The 19,267-nt window shown below is 38.6% G+C and carries 13 protein-coding genes; 11 read left to right on the top strand and 2 right to left on the bottom strand.

Annotation, left to right across the window (positions count from 1 at the left end; translation table 11 throughout):
- Positions 1 to 10 precede the first annotated feature (10 nt).
- Entirely contained in the window at positions 11 to 2,356 is a 2,346-nt protein-coding gene (locus FRZ67_RS18610) for a nitric-oxide reductase large subunit (RefSeq protein ID WP_147192055.1), read from the bottom strand.
- Positions 2,357 to 2,507: 151 nt separating this feature from the next.
- Here FRZ67_RS18610 and FRZ67_RS18605 point away from each other — a divergent pair, with 151 nt between their 5' ends.
- Both FRZ67_RS18605 and FRZ67_RS18600 read left to right on the top strand, forming a co-directional pair.
- Positions 2,508 to 2,939, top strand: a complete 432-nt coding sequence (locus FRZ67_RS18605; protein WP_147192053.1) for an RrF2 family transcriptional regulator — start codon at positions 2,508 to 2,510, stop codon at positions 2,937 to 2,939.
- 186 nt (positions 2,940 to 3,125) lie between these two features.
- Positions 3,126 to 3,431: a hypothetical protein gene (locus tag FRZ67_RS18600; protein ID WP_147192051.1), complete on the top strand. Its 306-nt coding sequence runs from the start codon at positions 3,126 to 3,128 to the stop codon at positions 3,429 to 3,431.
- Positions 3,432 to 3,466: 35 nt separating this feature from the next.
- Here the strand turns inward: FRZ67_RS18600 and FRZ67_RS18595 are convergent, their stop codons facing one another.
- Positions 3,467 to 3,775, bottom strand: a complete 309-nt coding sequence (locus FRZ67_RS18595) for an ABC transporter permease (RefSeq protein ID WP_192903885.1) — start codon at positions 3,773 to 3,775, stop codon at positions 3,467 to 3,469.
- Between the two features lie 219 nt (positions 3,776 to 3,994).
- Here FRZ67_RS18595 and FRZ67_RS23955 point away from each other — a divergent pair, with 219 nt between their 5' ends.
- The 9 genes from FRZ67_RS23955 (at position 3,995) to FRZ67_RS18550 (ending at position 18,884) form a co-directional block, all read left to right on the top strand.
- Complete coding sequence (locus FRZ67_RS23955; protein WP_374728496.1) at positions 3,995 to 4,201, top strand: hypothetical protein; 207 nt, start codon at positions 3,995 to 3,997, stop codon at positions 4,199 to 4,201.
- A 599-nt stretch (positions 4,202 to 4,800) separates the two neighbouring features.
- Positions 4,801 to 5,139: a DUF4907 domain-containing protein gene (locus FRZ67_RS18585; protein WP_147192049.1), complete on the top strand. Its 339-nt coding sequence runs from the start codon at positions 4,801 to 4,803 to the stop codon at positions 5,137 to 5,139.
- A 31-nt stretch (positions 5,140 to 5,170) separates the two neighbouring features.
- Positions 5,171 to 8,068 carry an FG-GAP-like repeat-containing protein gene (locus FRZ67_RS18580; RefSeq protein WP_147192047.1) on the top strand — a complete coding sequence of 966 codons (2,898 nt, stop codon included), beginning with the start codon at positions 5,171 to 5,173 and terminating at the stop codon, positions 8,066 to 8,068.
- 278 nt (positions 8,069 to 8,346) lie between these two features.
- A complete protein-coding gene (locus tag FRZ67_RS23950) occupies positions 8,347 to 8,484 on the top strand; it encodes a DUF4907 domain-containing protein (RefSeq protein ID WP_147192045.1) in 138 nt (45 codons plus the stop codon).
- A gap of 28 nt (positions 8,485 to 8,512) precedes the next feature.
- Positions 8,513 to 10,000, top strand: coding sequence for a fibronectin type III domain-containing protein (locus tag FRZ67_RS18570; protein ID WP_147192043.1), 1,488 nt, complete (start codon positions 8,513 to 8,515; stop codon positions 9,998 to 10,000).
- Positions 10,001 to 10,375: 375 nt separating this feature from the next.
- Entirely contained in the window at positions 10,376 to 10,726 is a 351-nt protein-coding gene (locus tag FRZ67_RS18565) for a phage integrase SAM-like domain-containing protein (RefSeq protein ID WP_147192041.1), read from the top strand.
- A 122-nt stretch (positions 10,727 to 10,848) separates the two neighbouring features.
- Positions 10,849 to 11,202, top strand: coding sequence for a site-specific integrase (locus tag FRZ67_RS18560; protein WP_147192039.1), 354 nt, complete (start codon positions 10,849 to 10,851; stop codon positions 11,200 to 11,202).
- Between the two features lie 330 nt (positions 11,203 to 11,532).
- Positions 11,533 to 15,645, top strand: coding sequence for a hybrid sensor histidine kinase/response regulator transcription factor (locus FRZ67_RS18555; protein WP_147192037.1), 4,113 nt, complete (start codon positions 11,533 to 11,535; stop codon positions 15,643 to 15,645).
- 380 nt (positions 15,646 to 16,025) lie between these two features.
- A complete protein-coding gene (locus tag FRZ67_RS18550; RefSeq protein ID WP_147192035.1) occupies positions 16,026 to 18,884 on the top strand; it encodes a TIM-barrel domain-containing protein in 2,859 nt (952 codons plus the stop codon).
- Positions 18,885 to 19,267 lie beyond the last annotated feature (383 nt).

The raw sequence follows: 19,267 nt of genomic DNA, 5'->3' as shown, positions 1-19,267 counted from the left end.
GGGTAATCATTTATTGCAACTGGGGCTCCTCAATATTTTCATGAGCCACCCCGTGGTTTATATTTTTGACGGTTGATTTAATGAAATTTTTTCTGCTGCGCATCACATACCAAACAAGCGGCACTACACCTCCAAGTGCAAAAGTTGCGCCGCCTATAATGCGAAGCCATGTGAATGTTTGAAAGCCGGGGCTTTCAATGAATACACTGCTCCGTGCAAACCATAAACCTTTTTCTGTTACGGCTTTAAATTGCCAGATGCCAACAGGAAAGAGGTCGAGCAACACCATTAACAACAAGCCAATGTTGATTGACCAGAATACGGTTCTTATGATGCGTGGTTTCCACCATGCTGCTTTAAACAATAACTGGCAACAAAATAAAACAGCGGCGAGTGAAAGATTGCCATACACACCCATTAATGCAGCATGACCATGATTAACCGTTAAGTAAGTGCCGTGCTCATAATAATTTGCAATGGGAAGATTGATGATAAAACCAAGCACACCTGCACCAAAGAAATTCCAGAAATTAACTGCGAGTAAGAATAAGAACACTTCAGAAAATCCAAAGCGTTTGTTTGCATCACCATTTACACGATTATTTTTCTCAAGCAGCTTTGGCATCTTACTAAAGCGCCATGCTTCGAGTGAGAGCAACACAAGCGGTATTACCTGCAATGTTGAAAATACAGAACCCAATGCCATTGTGCCTACTGGTTTTGCATTCCAGTAAAAGTTATGTGAGATGCCAAGCAACCCTGAACCAAGAAATAATAATGTTGCGATATAAATTACGCGGATCGTTGCCTGGACGCTTACAAGTCCCATCAACACCATAAAATATCCGATCAATACGGTTGTGAATACTTCAAAGAAAGCTTCGGCCCACATGTGTATCACGCACCAGCGCCAGAAATCTGCTATTACAAAATTTGTAGAAGGCGTTGCAATAAATCCGGAGAGCAATAGCAAAATAATACTTGATGTTGTATAGACGAGCCAGTTGGGCAATGCCCAGGGTTGATTCAATTTCATTACAGGTTTTACACCCCGGTACAAAGTTATTGCCCATAATACCAATACGATGAAAAGCAGTACTTGCCATACTTTTCCCAACTCTACATATTCCCAACCCTGGTGACCAAACCAATACCAGTTTTTTCCGAGCAAGCCTTGTGGCCCAAGAAATATTCCTGCAAAAGAACCGGCAACCATTACCACGGTAAGCCAGAAAATAGTATTAACAAGTGTTACCTGCCCCTTTGCTTGTTTTGGAGAGATCATTGCCATTACAAAAAATGAAGCGCCTATCCAGCAGGCCGAGATCCATAACAATGAAAGCTGCACATGCCAGCTACGGGTAATTGTTTCGGGTAATACGGTTGTAATGTTGAAACCAAAATAATTTACAAAGCCAACAAAATCATGGACGGTTAAAATACCGGCAAGCACCTGCGTTGCAAAAAGCAAAATAGCAGTGTAGAAAAATTTGTAAGTAGCTTTTTGAATTTTGTTTGGCTGAAATTTCTTTATTTCTTCCGGTGTCATGAATGGACGGCTTTTATTAACAACAACATTGTCTTCAAGCTTTTCCATTTTTCCATGATAATACAATACAATACCTATGCCCAACACGAGCCCCAATGAACCGATGATGCTCCAGAATATTACCGCACTGCCTGGCGTATTTCCTGCGGCCGCATCGTAAGGCCAGTTATGTGTGTAGCTGTACGTTTCTCCCGGTCTTTCTACACCGCAAACCCATGCACTCCAAAAGAAAAATGCAGTTAAAGATTTTATTTCATCTTCATTTTTTATATAACCTGAGGGATGAAATGATGAGCCATTTGTTCCTGAAAAAAAGCGCAGATAATATGCCTGCAGTTTAGTGGCTGCATATACCTGCGCCGGGCTTAGGATAGTGCCATTGCTTTCCTTGTTGTACCGGTTATTTTTGATTTCATTCTTTATTTGCTCAGTAATTCCCAGTTTAAGTAAAGTGGTGTCTTTGGCGTTATTGTTAATGGTTGATGAATAATATTCATTCATCAGCAACATAGTCTGGTGTAAAGCTTCTGCTGTAAAATCGGGTCCGCGGTCTGCACCATCGCCAAACATGCTGCCGTATTCCATCAATGCATATCGCTGAAAAGCCGCCTGACCCTTCAGCACATCTTCTTTTGAATAAACAACTGCTCCTTTATCTGAAACAAAATCGGGTATAGGCGGAGCTTCGGTATAGGTATGGATGCCGATCATCAGCACACCTGTAACACTGATGATGAAAATAATGAGTAATGGTATCCACCATTTTTTCGGATTCATCAGAAATGAAATGAAATTAAATTTCCTCATAGCAAAAAGTTTACTCCGAAAGTAAAATAAAAAAAGATAAATTTGTCTTTTATTATTTTTTTATACAAAAATTCAGCGGTTTTTTATTTTCATAAAACGGGACAAAAAAAATATGATCCCAGTCACAAAAATTTTCAGATAAATTCATCTCATGTTTTCAAAATCTTGTGAATATGCTCTAAGGGCTGCCATTTATGTAGCGCAGAAAAGTTCTGAAGCAAAAAAAATGGCCATCAGTGAAATTGCAAAGGCAATTGATTCGCCACAACATTTTACGGCAAAGATCTTACAGGTGCTTGTAAAGGGTGATGTCATCAGTTCAGTGAAAGGACCAAACGGAGGATTTTATATTACAGCAAAACAAAAACAACTGCCGGCAAGAAAAGTATTGCAGGCACTCGGTGAGGACAAGGAATTGGAAAAATGTGTTTTAGGACTAAAAGAATGTTCAGAAAAAAATCCATGTCCCATGCACGTGCAATACAAATTTATCAGACCGCAAATCATCCGGTTATTCGAAAGCAAAACGATTGAGGACCTTGCTGAAAGCAAGGAATCGAATTTGAAAATAAAAAAGTCGTGAGACAATAAAAATTGTATGGAGGAAGAAGCTATTGGTGATTTTTTCAGCAGCAAACCTGTGCTGCGGTCTCTCTGTTATTTTGTAAGCTGCATAATCACAGGCTTCTAAACCCTCAACTATAATTTCCTGTGTTATTTTTTTTGATAAAATTATTATTTACAATTTTCAATTAAAAGTTATTTCATCATGTATCCTTCTTCAATTCATAAATTTAATACCCCGGTTATGGGTTTGGCTTACACGATAGATAGCCCAATAAAAGTTGCACATTTCGGTATAGCATCTGTTATTTCAAATATTGAAGACAGGTTAATAGAAATGATGAGAAGGCACTATTATCAAACAATCAATAAGGAATATTATCCTATCCCGATTTCTGAAGAAGATTACAGGGCTAAAAGGATTACTGATTACCTGAACCTTGTAAATTCCATCGTTCAGGTACAGTTTGAAAGGCTGAAGAAGGCCGCTTTGAAACAGGCTCAGAAATAATCAAATATTTTGAAATGCTGCCGGAAGACAGTGCATTAAAAAAATGTACAGGCAAATGACGGCCACAACGGATCAGCCAGAAAGAAAACACATAGAAGCTTAACATCTTTCGCGATACCTGTAACTTTCAGCGGTATTTCTTTATTCAGTGTTATGATATTCGCCATGGCATTATCAACGCTTCCAAAATATTTTTTAGCAGTTGATTCGGTCAGCACAACACTGTTCAAATTTTTTAATACGGTTGCGGGTGTACCTTTTATTAATGGAAAGGAAAAGAGGCTGAAGAAACCAGTATCAACATCCAGTTCTTTTTTTTCGTATAAGCATTTTAAAATTCCCATATCTTTTTAGAGTTTTTAAAAGTTTCTATTTACTCCTGAGTTGCTCGGTCAGTCAATCATTTATCTATACTTACGGCTGACTGACTGCTTAATGATATTGCTTGGTGGAACGTTCCAGCATTATATACTGGAGAAAGGATATAGGAAATGATACAATTTTTCTGCAAAGTGACCGGTCAGTCATTCAGTGTCTATAGAAACCACTGACCGTCTATTAAGTTGAATACCGGAGACAGTGCAAGGCTAATCAGCAGGTACGGGGAAACTTCACTTCCGGTATCGATTGATAGTGCTCTTAAAAAGGGAGAAGTGTTCAGTACATTTAGTAATAACAAAATTTTCATGAAAAAAATAACCAGCCCATTCAGGGATAGTTACACGGAAACACCGGAATTTAAAGTAACGGCAGTACGCATAGAAAAATAACAACTATTGAAAAGGCACTAATACAAGAACAATAATTTTTTAATTACCCGGAAATTCTTTTATCCTCACTATGTCACAGATCAACAGCGTGAAAAATGCTGAAGTGTGCGACGCAACAAGGTTGCTATGAAAAACTGCACCCGGCAAGAGTAACCCAATGATACTCTTAATTAAGAATTTTTTATTGAGCCGGTATTCAATAAATCCGGGCTTCCGTTGCGTAGTGCGCAAAGGATAAAATTGAGAGTTCCTGCCTGTTGGCAGACAGGGATTTTTTTGAGCTGGGCGGCACAATTACTATGAAGCTTTGTTGCGTCGCACTCTTCTGCGCTTTGTTCATTGCTGAACAAAATCATCAATGTCATTAATGTATCTCTTACAAAGTTCATAACTGCTTTTTCGCATAAGCAATGATGATCGTAAGAGGTAATAATGATTAGGGTCATTGTTTTAAAAATATAATCTGCTTATTCTTGTGACATACATTCGAATAAGGAAAATCATCTTTTAATCTATACACCTGTAATAAAAAGTATTGCAGGTTGTTATCCTGAAGATATCAGCCGCGAAGTTTTTTACAAATAGAAAAATTTATAATAATGAAAAAGAATTTATTACTCATTACCATATTACTGTTAGTAACTGCAATAAAAATATCCGGGCAAAATGTTCAGGGTTCTTCGCAAGTCAATACTCAATCAAAACTCACCTATAAAATTATTAATTCACCGTATAATACGTATGGCTATGATGTGTATGCTGATGGCAAATTACTGATTCACCAGACAAGTATTCCTGCAATGCAAGGAAATAAAGGTTTTGCAGCAAAAACCAATGCAGCAAGAGTTGCTGAATTGGTAATTGAGAAATTGCATAAGGGTATTATGCCGCCAACAATAACAAAAGAGGAATTACAAAAATTAAAAGTAATTCCGTAACAACATTCTTTAAGTTTTTAAAAACGAGTTTATGAAAAAGAAAATATTACTAATGGCAATGATGCTATTGACCATCTTTTCTGTCACCAGTATGGCACAGGGCATATGGAAGCAAAAAGCAGATTTCGGGAACACTACACGTCAATGGGCAGTTGGTTTCAGCATCGGCAACAAAGGATACTTAGGAACGGGACTTGATAATAACCTTAATGATACCAAAGATTTATGGGAATACGATCCTGCTATCAACGCATGGACTCAAAAGGCTGATTTTGGAGGAGCCGCCCGAAGTTTTGCTGTAGGTTTCAGCGTTGGCAACGAAGGGTATTTGGGCACCGGATTAGACTATGAAAGCGTAAAACCGTATAAAGATTTCTGGGAATACGATCCTATGTCTAACACCTGGACACAGAAAGCAGATTTCGGAGGAACTGCCCGAAGTCAGGCTGTAGGTTTAAGCATTGGCAACAAAGGATATATTGGAACAGGAAATGATGGCAGTTACCCTTACATCAAACAAGATTTCTGGGAATATGACCCTGGCTCCAACACCTGGAATCAGAGAGCGGATTTTGTGGGAGGTGCCCGCAATTCTGCAATTGGTTTCAGCATCGGCAGTAAGGGGTATTTGGGCACTGGCTATGATTACGCAAGCAATAATTATTATAAAGATTTATGGGAATACGATCCCGTGTCTAACATTTGGACACAGAAAGCCGATTTCGGTGGACCTGCCCGAAGTTATGCTGTAGGTTTACGCATTGGTAACAAAGGATATATTGGAACAGGAGTCAATTTCCCCAATTATTATAAAGATTTCTGGGAATACGATCCTGCAGCCAATACATGGATGCAGAAAGCAGATTTTCAAGGTGGTGCCCGGGACAATGCTGTTGGTTTCAGTATCAGCAAGGCGGGATATTTAGGGACAGGAAATTTAAATGGAACTTACTACAAAGATTTCTGGGAATACACACCAGACAATAATATAATGGCTATACCAACCATTACTTCTTTTTCTCCAACCTCCGGTCCTGTTGGCACTACTGTAACAATAACTGGTACAAACTTCACTTTAAATCCTGATGATAATACAGTGTACTTCGGGGCTACCAAAGCAACAGTTACTGCAGCAACAAGTACATCTTTAAACGTTTCTGTACCTGTGGGCGCTATATACGAACCCATAACTGTTACAACTAATGGCTTAACTGCATATTCTGCTAAACCATTTATTGTGACATTTGAAGGTGGAGGCGGGCCATTCACTACAAACTCCTTTGCACCAAAAGTGGAATTCGCATCGTTGGGTTATTCCCGAGGTATTGCAACAGGTGATTTAGATGGTGACGGCAAAGCAGACATGGTTACCTCTAGCGAGTTAGGAGGCATTTCGATATTCAGAAATACCGGGGACATCGGAAATTTTTCTTTTGCAGAAAGAATAGACATTTACATACCCGATGAAAACAACTATTATGATCTTGCAATCCGCGATTTGGATGGAGATGGAAAATTGGATATTGCGGTGCTAAATGCTTATTCAGTTGATCTATTCAGGAATACCAGCACGCAAGGATCAATTTCATTTGAACCAAAAATAAGATTAGCTGGAGGAGGTTTTGGAAAAATTTCAATTGGTGATCTGGACAGTGATGGAAAGCCGGACATTGTTGCCGTAAATAACTCGAACTATCCAGATTGGAACCACATAATTGTATTTAAAAATAAAAGTACTATCGGCGAATTTTTATTTGATCAGGGTATGGACATCCCAACCATAGATTATCCCTTTGGAATTGCTACCGGTGATTTGGATGGGGATGGAAAACCGGAATTAACGGTTTCTAATAATGGCTTCTATCAAACTTCAGGAACTTCTATATCTGTGTTCAGAAACATTTCATCTGATGGACAAATATCTTTTGAAACACCTGTACAGTACACTACCGAAACACATCCTGAAGATGTTGCTGTAGGTGATTTGGATGGAGATGACAAACTGGATGTTGCTGTATGTAACTACAGTTCACACAGCGTTTCCATATTTAAAAATATTTCACAACCCGGAACAATTTTGCTTTCTGATAAAGTGGATTATTATTCCACAGAGAGCACAAACGTTTCTGTTGGAGATTTAAATGGAGATGGGAAGCCTGACTTGGCAACAGTAGGCGGTTTCGATGTAACAGTGTACCGAAACACATGCACGCCCGGCTTAATATCTTTTGATGAAGGAATAGCATATCCCACAGGTTATGGCGCTTTTGGTGGTGTAGCCATCAGCGACCTTGATAGCGATGGTAAGGCTGATCTTGCAATAGCGCATTATTATGGTACGCCGCTTGCAATTTTAAGAAATCTGCTTCCCATCACCGTTTGTCTCCCACCAACAGATCTGAAAGTAACAAATGTTGCAGATACCTGCGTAAGACTATCATGGACACCACCATCATCTTCTGTTCTTTGTTTCCAGGTTGCTTATAGCTCTGTAAGATCCGGAACATGGATAAAGAAATGGAGACCTTCATCAACCGATCATATTGTTTTAAAAGATCTCCAACCTAACACTACTTACAAATGGGCAGTAAGAAGTATATGCGACAAAGACTCGTCAACATCTGAATGGATAAAGGGTCCCAATTTTACAACTTCATCCTCTTTTGCATCAGCCACTTTAAGTATTTCTCCAAACCCTGTAACAGGCAATATGCTTACAGTGCGTTTCACAAACATAAATGCAACAAACATTCAGCTAACCATCAGCGATCTGCAAGGTCGTGGCTTTATTAATCAAAAGCTGTTGCTTAATGTTGGCATTTTACAAAAGACAATTGATGTATCTACCCTGCCTAAAGGCATTTATGTTTTAAAAATCGCCGACAACAAAAACGAACAGCAGCAAATAAAGTTTGTGAAAGCAAATTGAGAACAATCATTTCAAACAGCACCTGCAGCAGAAAATATTGCAGGGTGTTGTTGCAAATCCTTCAACAAATTTTTTGAGAATAAAAAATAGCAACAATGAAAAAATACTTCCTGATGATTGCAGCATTGTTGTTGATAACTGCCGTAAAAACAAATGGACAACAATCTACATCTTCATCACAAATCAGCAAAACAAATTTCACTTATAAAATCACATACATATTGCTATGATGTGTAGGGAGACGGCAAGTTACTAATTCACCGGCAAGCATTCCTGCAATGCCCGGCAATTGCGGATTTACAACAAAAAAGGATACATCTAAGGTGGCAGAACTGGTTATTGGAAAAATGAAAAAGGGTATTATGCCACCCACAATAACAAGAAAGGAATTACAAAAATTGAAAGTGATTTCATAATGCCATATCTCATTAAAAACATTTATTTATGAAAATGAAAATACTACTTACAGTTTTCCTGTTTATAACAGGTGTCGCAAACAGCAATGCACAAGGCACATGGACACAAAAAGCGGATTTTGGTGGTACTGGCCGCAGACTTGCTGTTGGTTTCAGCATTGGGAGCAAAGGGTATATTGGAACCGGTGCAGATATTAGTGGTGGTCAGCCTAGAAATGATTTCTGGGAATACGATCCCGCTACTAACACCTGGGCGCAGAAAGCTGATTTTGGCGGTACCGCTCGAGATGGTGCTGTTGGTTTTAGTATCGGTAGCAAAGGATATATTGGAACCGGTTATGATGGTTCCCATCCTTACAGAAATGATTTCTGGGAATACGACCCTGCTGCTAATACCTGGACGCCTAAAGCAGATTTCGGAGGAAGTGGCCGGATCTCAGCTGTTGGTTTCAGCATCGGCAACAAAGGATATATTGGAACGGGGTATAATGGTTCCTATGATAAAAATGATTTCTGGGAATATGATCCTGTTAAGAATGTATGGACACGGAAAGCCGACTTTGGAGGAGATGAGCGATTGTTTGCAGCCGGTTTTAGTATTGGAAGCAAAGGATATATTGGAACCGGCTTGATTGGCAGCTCCCTTAGAAAAGATTTCTGGGAATATGATCCTGCTGTTGATAAGTGGACGCAAAAAGCAGATGTCGGGGGAGGTACCCGCGCCTACGCTGTTGGTTTCAGTATTGGAAATAAGGGATATCTTGGAACAGGTAGTGCCAATAACCCAAATTTCTGGACAGTATACGATCCAATCACCGATTCCTGGACTCGGAAAGCGGATTTCGAGGGATCAGAGAGGACTGGTGCAGTCGGATTTTCCATCGGCAGTAAAGGATATATTGGCACAGGCAGTTATACTAAAGATTTCTGGGAATATACACCCGATGAAAATTTTTGCCTCCCACCTTCTAATTTAAAAGTTACAAACATAACAGATACTTCAGTAATGTTGCATGGAACAATACCAGACTCATCTGTTAGGCGATTCATGATTGCTTATCGTGCAACAAATACAATTGACTGGATAAGGATATTAAAGCCTGCCACCAGCAACCATTTTACTTTAAAAGGATTGTCTCCAAATACTACTTATGAATGGGGTGTAAGAAGCCTCTGCGGAAAAGACACATCAACATCTGAATGGGTTAAGGGTCCAAACTTTACGACTGCGAGTTCATTCGTATCCAATGAAATGAATATCACTTTAAGTATTTCACCTAACCCTGTTACAAGTAATCTGCTGACTGTTCATTTTATCAGTAAAAACACAACAAACATTCAGATTATCATCAGTGATGTACAAGGACAAACCTTTATTAAACAAAGACTGCCGGTCAGCAATGACATTTTAAACAGAACTATTGATGTATCTGCACTGCCAAAGGGAATTTACATTTTGAAAGTAATCAACAGTAAGAACGAACTGGAACAAATAAAATTTGTAAAAGCAAATTGAGCGCTATTATTAACCAGATCACAAAAACGAAACCAGATGGAAATCTGGTCTCGTTTCAAAATCCAATATCTTGTAAAAAACCATTATAAAGATGTCTCAAACGCCGTCCGGTCCGTTGAATAAAAATACTTGAAACCAGCTATGGGAGCGTGTTTCCGCGTTTTAGACCCTTTTTCCGGGTCCGCAACTTTTTGACATTTTAAGACCGGGCTCGCTTAAAAGTCTTTCACTCATATACTTCTACATATATATATATATCGTATTCTTCAGTTGGTCTAGGTGTCCTTTGAGGGTGCAAATATTTTTTCATTTTTTTGTATCCCGAATTTCCTGAAACGTTTGCCACAACTGTGTTCTAACAAAATAGAAATTTCAATGTCAATACACTTCGGGGAAAAATGTTTTTGGGAAGATCGCAGTAAACGCACATTACTGGGTGTATTCAAACTCAGCATTCTTGACCTTGACAAACTTGCTGTAAAGAGAATATACAAGAAATTTACATTGGTTAAATACAGAAGTACCGAAAAACATCTTATCGAATATATGAACTTGCGAAATAATGGCTGCGATGTTTTATTAACTGATTTAAGAATAGATTTCGTTAGCAAGTTCGAATTCTATTTGCAGGCGATAAAAGGACTCTCGATTAATTCTTCCGGCAAAATGATCAAGAATTTGAAGAAGGTAGTCAGGGATTGCGTCGATAAAGATTGGTTGGACTAAGATCCATTTCGAAATTTCAGAGTCAAACATATTGATCCAAAAATTCCTCATTTATCTAGTGAAGAATTAAAAGCGCTGGAAGAAAAAAAATTACAATAAGACGACTTGCCTAGGTTCGCGATATGTTTCTTTTCTGTTGCTATGCAGGATTTGCGTATGTAGATGCTGCAAATCTTACTATCCATCATCTTAAGACGGGCGTACCGAGTAATCAAAAAGTAAACAGTTATCTGAAGGAACTTGCAGATATCTGTGACATTCAGACTCAAATTACTTTTCATATTGCACGACACACTTTTGCATCAACAGTAATGTTGGATAATGGAGTTCCCATTGATTCAGTAAGTAAAATGCTGGGACATAGAAGTATTAAGACAACGCAGATTTATGCTAAAGTAATTGACAGAAAGATTAGTGATGATACTGAAAGCTGTTCACAAAATTTAGGGACAACTGAGCAAGAGAAGTTCCCTTAGGTTCTAAAAGTTTAGCAACCCTAAAAAAGTGTATTACTGCATGAATCCAACGAAGGTCCTAATGCGCTTTTGAAATTGCGCGGTAGAAAAATTATAAGCTTTGAATATTTTGTAGATATCCAACGGCAGATGAATCCTTAACGTGAAACAACAATTGTCAACCCTTTTGAAAAAATCAACGCGCCTGAACGAAAAATTAGGGCTGTGCACCATCCCGACAAACAAAATGATCTTGCTCACTTTGTTTAGTGTAATTTCGGTTTCAGGAGAATCAGAATAAGTGCTTTGCGGTTCTTAATGCGAAACCCTCTTTAAGTTAATCATGTAGTGATGCGTCTGCTTATTTTTACTGTTTTGCTGTTAATGTCCTTTACTGTTTTTGCTCAAAGTGAAGGTTATGGTTTTTCCAGGCTTGATATTTATAATGGTCTTTCGAATAACCAGGTTAATGCTATACTAAAAGACCAGGATGGCTTTTTATGGTTTGGTACTACATCGGGTCTTGATCGTTTTGATGGCTACTCTTTCAAGATATTCCGTAAACAATCTAACGACAGCACTTCATTAACCGATAGCCATATCAATGCGCTTTACGAACTGCCTGATGGAAAGATGTGGGTGGTAACGAGGGCTCCTGCCTGCATTTACAATTCACATACGGAAAAATTTATGGCAAATGAAAGTTATTTACATGCTCTCGGTTTGCCTTCAGGTTATGTTGTAAATATCGTAAAAGGAAATAGCGGAAGATATTGGTTTCTCTACGACAATGCATTATATCTTTATTCATCTACCGATAAAAAAGTAAAAGCGATCACTGGTAATTTCCTTAATACTTCTGAGAGAATTACTTCCATAAAAGAAACAAATGATGGAAAATTATGGCTGGTATATCAAAATGGATTTTTGCAGAAGTATGATATAAACACAAACAAAGTTATTTTCTCCAGTTTCGCTTTGCAAAATGCTGATACGGAAGGCACGGCTTTTTATGACTTTTTTATTGACAGTGATGGCGACTTGCTGTTTTGGCGATTTGCCTCCGGACTTTTTCTTTTTCATCAACAGAATAATTCTGTCGTTCAGTTTAACGAAACTTCATTTCCGTCACGATTGAGTTCCAACGTCGTGACTCATATTGTGCAGGATAACAACGGGGTCTTATGGGTTGCAACTGATCATGGAGGCGTAACGCTGATCGATAAAAAAAACAATTTCAAAACCAGGTATCTCTTGAATGACCCCAAGGATCCAAAGAGCCTCAGTCAGAATAGTATCACTGCTTTATACAAAGACGACAAAGGAATTATATGGCTTGGAACCTATAAGCAGGGTGTAAGTTATTTAAACAGCAACATTGTAAAGTTTCCTTATTATCACCATGAACTATCAAACTTGAAGAGCCTTCAATATGATGATGTAAACCGCTTTGTTGAAGATAAAAATGGTAATATCTGGATTGGAACCAACGGTGGAGGCTTAATATATTTCGACAGGAAAAACAATACATTCAAACAATACCTGCACAATCCTAATGATGTAAATAGCCTAAGCAATAACGTTATCGTAAGCTTATTCATTGATCATGATAACACGTTATGGATTGGCACTTATCTCGGCGGCTTAAACAGTTTCGATGGTAATAAGTTTACACACTACAGGCACAGCGAAAATGATTCTTTTAGTTTGTCAAACGATAATGTATGGGAAATATTTGAGGACAGCGAGCAAAATCTGTGGATAGGTACTTTAGGCAGCGGGCTTGATTTATTTGATAGAAAAACAAACAGCTTTAAGCATTTTCAAAATAAAGATGGCAGGCGAAATGTTGTGTCATCGAATTATATATCTGGAATTATGCAGGATAGAAACGGAGACCTGTGGATAGGTTCAGATATTGGCATTACTGTTTTTGAAAAAAATAAAACAACACCTGTTTTTTACAGGCATACAAGCGAAGACAATAGCTTGAGTACTGACAATGTCATCTCCCTCTTACAAGACAGTAAAGGAAGAATTTGGGTAGGTACTGCGGAAGGTTTGAATCTCTTTAATGAACAAACAAAAAGCTTCCAGGTATTTTCTACATCAAATGGTCTTCCTGATAATATTATATTGAATATCCTGGAAGATAATTATCAAACACTTTGGATTTCCACGCCTAATGGTTTATGCAATGCAATTCCGCAGGAAAAAGAAAATGGCATCAGTTTGTTCATCATTAATTATGATGAAACAAACAATCTTCAGAACCGCGAATTCAATGATAACGCCGCAATAAAAACAAGAACAGGAGAATTGCTTTTTGGCGGACCTTCCGGTTTCAACATCATTAATCCTGATAAAATTGAAAAGCCTTCTTATAATCCTAAAATTATTTTTACAGGCCTACAAATTTTTAATAACAATATTGAGCCAGGTGCAATAATTAATGATCGTGTACTTTTAAAAGAATCTCTATCACAGCTACAAAGCATTGACCTCAAATACAAAGAGAATGTTTTCTCTATAGAATTTGTGTCGCTTGATTTTGCACACAGTACCCGGGATAAATATGCGTACATGCTCCAGGGATTTAACCCTGATTGGTTATATGCAAATGGCAACCAACGCCAGGTCACGTACACAAACCTGGACCCGGGGCACTATACTTTTAAAGTAAAAGTTTTAAATGGCAACGGTTTGTGGAGCGATGTAAAAACGTTGCAGATAAATATTGAGCCGCCCTTCTGGAGAACGCCATTTGCATACATTATTTATGTATTGATTGCAGCAGGGTTGTTTATACTTGCACGCCGCATCACGTTAGATAGAATTCAAATGCGCTTTGAAGTGCAACAGCAACGCAGGGAAGTTGAGAGGGCTCATGCCATAGAGCAATTGAAAACAAAATTCTTCACCAATGTAAGCCATGAATTTCGCACACCCTTAAGCCTTATTATTTCTCCTTTAGATAAGATCATCAAACACACTTCAGATGAAGAGCAAAAAAATCAATTAAACCTTGTGCAACGAAATGCAAAGCGTTTATTGAACCTCGTAAATCAACTGCTCGACTTTAGAAAAATGGAAGTACAGGAAATAAAATTGCATCCTTCTATAGGTGATATTATCGCATTTGCTGAAGATATCAGTCACTCCTTCACGGATATTGCTGAAAAGAAAAACATTCAGTTTTCATTTGCATCAAACATTGATAGCCTTGAGATTTATTTTGACAAGGATAAGATTGAAAAAATATTATTCAACCTGCTGTCAAATGCTTTTAAATATACACACGATGGCGGCACAGTCAGCATCAATCTTCTTTACAATCCACCCTCTAATAATGAAGCTAATGGAACGCTTGTTATAGAAGTAAAGGATACAGGCATTGGCATTCCTGAAGACATGCACGACAAAATCTTTGAACGGTTTTTTCAAACGGATGTTCCTCAAAGCATGGTTAACCAGGGTACAGGTATTGGTCTTGCAATCACAAAAGAGTTTGTAAAACTTCACAATGGAATTATTACAGTAAAGAGCGAGCCTGAAAAAGGCACCTGCTTTACAGTGCTGCTTCCTGCAAAAAAAATATATGAACCTTCAACTCGAAACACAACCGTTCCCATACCTGCAGAAGACACTGAACAATTACTATCTGAAACAAGCAGCAGAAGTGGCAAAAAGCAGACGATAATGGTAATCGAAGACAATGAAGACATTCGCTTCTATTTAAAAGACAACCTCAAGGCGCAATATCATGTAGAAGAGGCTTCCAACGGCAAGGAAGGTTGGGAGAAAATAAAACAGGTAAACCCAGACCTTGTTGTAAGCGACATTATGATGCCTGTAATGGACGGAATTCAATTAGCCAGGAAAATAAAAAACGAAACGCTTACTTCCCATATTCCCGTTATTCTGCTCACGGCGAAAGGAAGCGAAGAAAAGCAACTCGAAGGTTTTAATATTGGCGTAAATGACTACATCACCAAACCTTTTACTTTTGAAATTCTTGCGTCACGTATCAGGAATTTGCTTGCACAGCAAAAATTATTGCAGAAACGCTTTCAAAAGCAAATTGAAGTTCACCCGGAAGAAGTTACCATAACGCCAGTTGACGAAAAGTTCCTGAAACAAGCGTTAGAAGCTATAGAGAAAAATATGGACAACCCGGATTTTTCAGTGGAAGATTTTAGTCGTGACATGTTCATGAACCGCGTTACTTTATATAGAAAAATTCTTTCCCTCACCGGCAAAACGCCCATAGAGTTCATCCGCTCCATGCGTTTAAAAAGAGCCGCGCAGTTATTGGAAAAAAGCGGTATGTCGGTTTCCGAGATTGCTTACGAAGTCGGTTTCAATAATCCCAAACATTTTTCAAAGTTCTTCAAAGAAGAATTCAAAGTATCGCCTTCGCAGTACGTAGCAAACAAGAGTGATAACAGCCAGGAGCCTGCCTGATTATTTTTTGTTCCCGGCTTTGGATTATCATGGCATCGCCTGTTGTGTCACTCACTTGTACTGTTGAGCTGTGAGCGGCTTGCTATGAGCTTCGAGCTTTTTCTCTTTCTGCTCATGGCTCGCAGCTAATAGCTCATAGCTGTTCTTTTGTACAAGAGTGCGACGCAAGGAACGATTCCATGAAAAACTACTGCTGGGTTCACAAAAGAATTTCTTTTCCCTCCTTTTTTAAGACCTTTTACAACAGATCCTTGTCTAAAACCCAATACAGTCCGGTATTTGCAACATTTGATACCCTCAATTGCAACATTTGACTTCCCTGTTTGCGCTAAGATGAAAATAGTTTTACAGCGATCAATAAACGCACAGAATTGCTGTATATGAAATTACGACTGCTATTGCTAAACGCTCTTTTTCTCTGTTTATATAATGCTGTATTGGCAGGAGGAGCTTCTTATATTGAAGCAAAAGATGGCGTTATTGTTTTTACAGACCCGCAGTTCACGGGCATATCCTGCGCCGTAAAACTGGAAGTGGTTTCTGATAATATTATAAGAGTAATTGCTGCACCGGGAAAAGAAATCCCTCCACATGAAAGCCTTATAACGATTTATAGAAAAAGTCAGGATGTAGCATGGCAACTTATCCCATCAAACGATAATCTTAGTTTAAAAACAAAAACACTCACCGCTATCGTCAATCTTAAAACAGGTGCTGTTTCTTTTTGTGATATAACGGGTAAAAAAATATTAGATGAAAAACCAATTGATGGAAGAAGTTTTAAAAATGCTGTTTTTGATGGTCAGCGTTATTATAATCTTACCCAGACTTTTCAGGCAAGTGCAGATGATGCGTGGTATGGATTGGGACAACACCAGGATGGTATTATGAATTACCGTGGACAGCAAGTCACGTTCTTTCAAAACAATACCGAAGTAGCAATCCCTTTTTTGATTTCCAGTAAACATTACGGTATTCTTTGGGATAATTATTCCTTAACGAAAGCCGGAGACGTAAGACCACTCGAGCCGCTTTCTGCATTGCAGCTTTATTCAAAAAAAGGAGAAGAAGGATGGCTTACGGCTTCTTATGCAAACAATAAGCAAAAGCCACAGGATATAGTTACTGAAAGAGCAGAGGGAAATATAAGTATGGAGTTTTTGGGAGACTCAAAAATGCAGCTTCCAAAAGAATTTACACCTGCAACGGGTGTGGTAACATGGGAAGGTAGTATAGAAAGTTATTTTTCCGGGCTTCACCAGTTTCAGTTCACATTTGGCGGTTCGCTAAAAGTATGGCTTAATGGCAAACTTGTGTTAGACCACTGGCGAAAAGCATGGAATCCTGCACCAGCATTGGTTCCTGTGGATTTGAGAAAAGGCGACAAGACAGCCATCAAAATTGAATGGGCGCCTCAAGGAGCAGAATCTTATCTCTCTTTGAAATGGCAGGAACCATTGAGTGAAGAAGAACAAAACAATTTCAGTTTTTCTTCTGAAGCAGGCAAACAGGTTGATTACTATTTTATCTATGGCAATAACATGGATGAAGTCATTTCCGGCTATCGCGATATTACCGGCAAAGCACCGATTGTTCCAAAATGGGCGCTTGGCTTTTGGCAAAGCCGTGAGCGGTACAAAACAGAGAATGAAATTCTCTCAACAGTTGATGAATTCCGTAAAAGACAAATACCCATAGATAATATTGTTTTAGACTGGAGCTATTGGAAAGAAGCAGAATGGGGCAGCCAGGAGTTTGACAAATCACGTTTTCCTTCTCCCGACAGTATGATAGATGTATTGCATAAAAAATACAATACACAGATCATGATCTCTGTGTGGCCAAAATTTTATGAAGGCATTTCAACCTACAATGATTTTGAAACGAATGGCTGGTTATATAAAAGAAATATTGCAGACCGTCAAAGAGACTGGATCGGCAAAGGCTATGTTTCTACTTTCTATGATGCATTCAACGCTAATGCACGAAAAGGTTTCTGGGATTTGATCAACAAGAAAATTTACAGCAAGGGAATTGATGCCTGGTGGATGGACGCAAGCGAACCGGATATTCTTTCCAATGTGTCGCCTGAAAAAAGAAAACAACAAATGACGCCAACTGCACTCGGCAGTGCAGCAGCATATTTGAACGTATATCCACTACAAAATGCAAAAGGCATTTATGAAGGGCAACGTTCAACCGATCCTAATAAAAGAGTTTTCTTACTAACGCGTTCTGGTTTTGCAGGTTCTCAGCGTTATGCCGCGGCAATATGGAGTGGCGATGTTGGTTCTACGTGGACGGACATGAAAAATCAAATTGCTGCAGGAGTAAATTTTTCTATGTCCGGACTTCCTTATTGGACGATGGATATTGGCGGCTTTGTTGTTCCCGAAAAGTTTGAAAAACCTAATGCAGAAAAGCTGGAAGAATGGAGAGAATTAATGACACGCTGGTCGCAGTTTGGTACGTTTGTTCCGCTGTTTCGTGTACATGGTCAATATCCTTTCAGAGAAATTTTCAATACCGCTTCTGAAGATCATCCTGCATATAAAAGCTTTTTGTATTACGATAAACTGCGTTATCGTTTACTCCCTTATATCTATTCATTAGCAGGTGAAACTTATCATGATAATTATACCATCATGCGTGGGCTTGCAATGGATTTTGCAACAGACACCGCAGTGTTGAATATCGGTGATCAGTACATGTGTGGTCCCTCCTTGTTGATCAATCCTGTTTATGAATACAAACAACGCAACCGCAATTTGTATTTGCCAACATGCGCAGGATGGTATGATCTCTATTCAGGAAAATATTTTGAAGGCGGTCGCAAACTCAATGCAGATGCGCCTTACGAAAGAATGCCTGTGTTTGTAAAAGCTGGTTCAATTATTCCTTTTGGCCCCGAACTGCAATACACTTCTGAAAAACCTGCTGATACCATTACGTTGAATGTTTATACAGGCGCTGATGCTTCTTTCAAATTATACGAAGATGAAGGCACAAACTACAATTACGAGAAAGGTGCATTCAGCATCATTCCAATAAACTACAACGATACAACAAAAACATTGACAATTGATAAACGCGAGGGCTCTTTCGATGGGATGCTTACAAAGAGAACCTTCCGCATAGTATGGATAAGTAAAGACAAACCAAAAGATTTTAATACAGCGCAAAATGCAGATGCAACAGTAACATACCAGGGAGAACAAATTACAGTGAATATGAAATAAAATTTTTTGTGAGCCCTGCATTAGAATAAGCATTTAGCATTGTTGCGTCGCACTCTTGTACTATAGTTCTTTATTCAGCAATAAACGCACAGCGTACACAGTATTACAGGTGGGCATATAACCCCCGGGGCGACTGTAATAACCTGATAGCATCGGGGCTGTGTACGCAGTGATGAGTGATGCAAGGCGATGGTGAGTAGCCGTTTATAAAATAACAACAGGTTAGGCTTTCCGGGCTATTCACCTCACTTGTTTAAAAAAGTTCTGAACGTAAAAGGGAGTGACACAACAGGCGATGCCAAATGATATACTGCTTATATCAAAGAAATATATAACTGCTTATATAAATCACTAATATTTTTTATTAACCACTAATTGTTTGC

It is taken from the genome of Panacibacter ginsenosidivorans (assembly GCF_007971225.1).
Taxonomy (GTDB): Bacteria; Bacteroidota; Bacteroidia; order Chitinophagales; family Chitinophagaceae; genus Panacibacter; species Panacibacter ginsenosidivorans.
Note: the sequence above shows the minus strand (reverse complement) of the source record. Positions and strands in the feature narration are given on the sequence as shown.

What these genes read in the sequence shown, in the direction of transcription:
- FRZ67_RS18550 (WP_147192035.1), top strand. Translation starts at nt 16,026, where the DNA reads ATGAAATTACGACTGCTATTGCTAAACGCTCTTTTTCTCTGTTTATAT.
- FRZ67_RS18610 (WP_147192055.1), bottom strand. Translation starts at nt 2,356, where the DNA reads ATGAGGAAATTTAATTTCATTTCATTTCTGATGAATCCGAAAAAATGG.
- FRZ67_RS18565 (WP_147192041.1), top strand. Translation starts at nt 10,376, where the DNA reads ATGTCAATACACTTCGGGGAAAAATGTTTTTGGGAAGATCGCAGTAAA.
- FRZ67_RS18560 (WP_147192039.1), top strand. Translation starts at nt 10,849, where the DNA reads ATGTTTCTTTTCTGTTGCTATGCAGGATTTGCGTATGTAGATGCTGCA.
- FRZ67_RS18605 (WP_147192053.1), top strand. Translation starts at nt 2,508, where the DNA reads ATGTTTTCAAAATCTTGTGAATATGCTCTAAGGGCTGCCATTTATGTA.
- FRZ67_RS18555 (WP_147192037.1), top strand. Translation starts at nt 11,533, where the DNA reads ATGCGTCTGCTTATTTTTACTGTTTTGCTGTTAATGTCCTTTACTGTT.
- FRZ67_RS18595 (WP_192903885.1), bottom strand. Translation starts at nt 3,775, where the DNA reads ATGGGAATTTTAAAATGCTTATACGAAAAAAAAGAACTGGATGTTGAT.
- FRZ67_RS18570 (WP_147192043.1), top strand. Translation starts at nt 8,513, where the DNA reads ATGAAAATGAAAATACTACTTACAGTTTTCCTGTTTATAACAGGTGTC.
- FRZ67_RS23950 (WP_147192045.1), top strand. Translation starts at nt 8,347, where the DNA reads ATGCCCGGCAATTGCGGATTTACAACAAAAAAGGATACATCTAAGGTG.
- FRZ67_RS18600 (WP_147192051.1), top strand. Translation starts at nt 3,126, where the DNA reads ATGTATCCTTCTTCAATTCATAAATTTAATACCCCGGTTATGGGTTTG.
- FRZ67_RS18580 (WP_147192047.1), top strand. Translation starts at nt 5,171, where the DNA reads ATGAAAAAGAAAATATTACTAATGGCAATGATGCTATTGACCATCTTT.
- FRZ67_RS18585 (WP_147192049.1), top strand. Translation starts at nt 4,801, where the DNA reads ATGAAAAAGAATTTATTACTCATTACCATATTACTGTTAGTAACTGCA.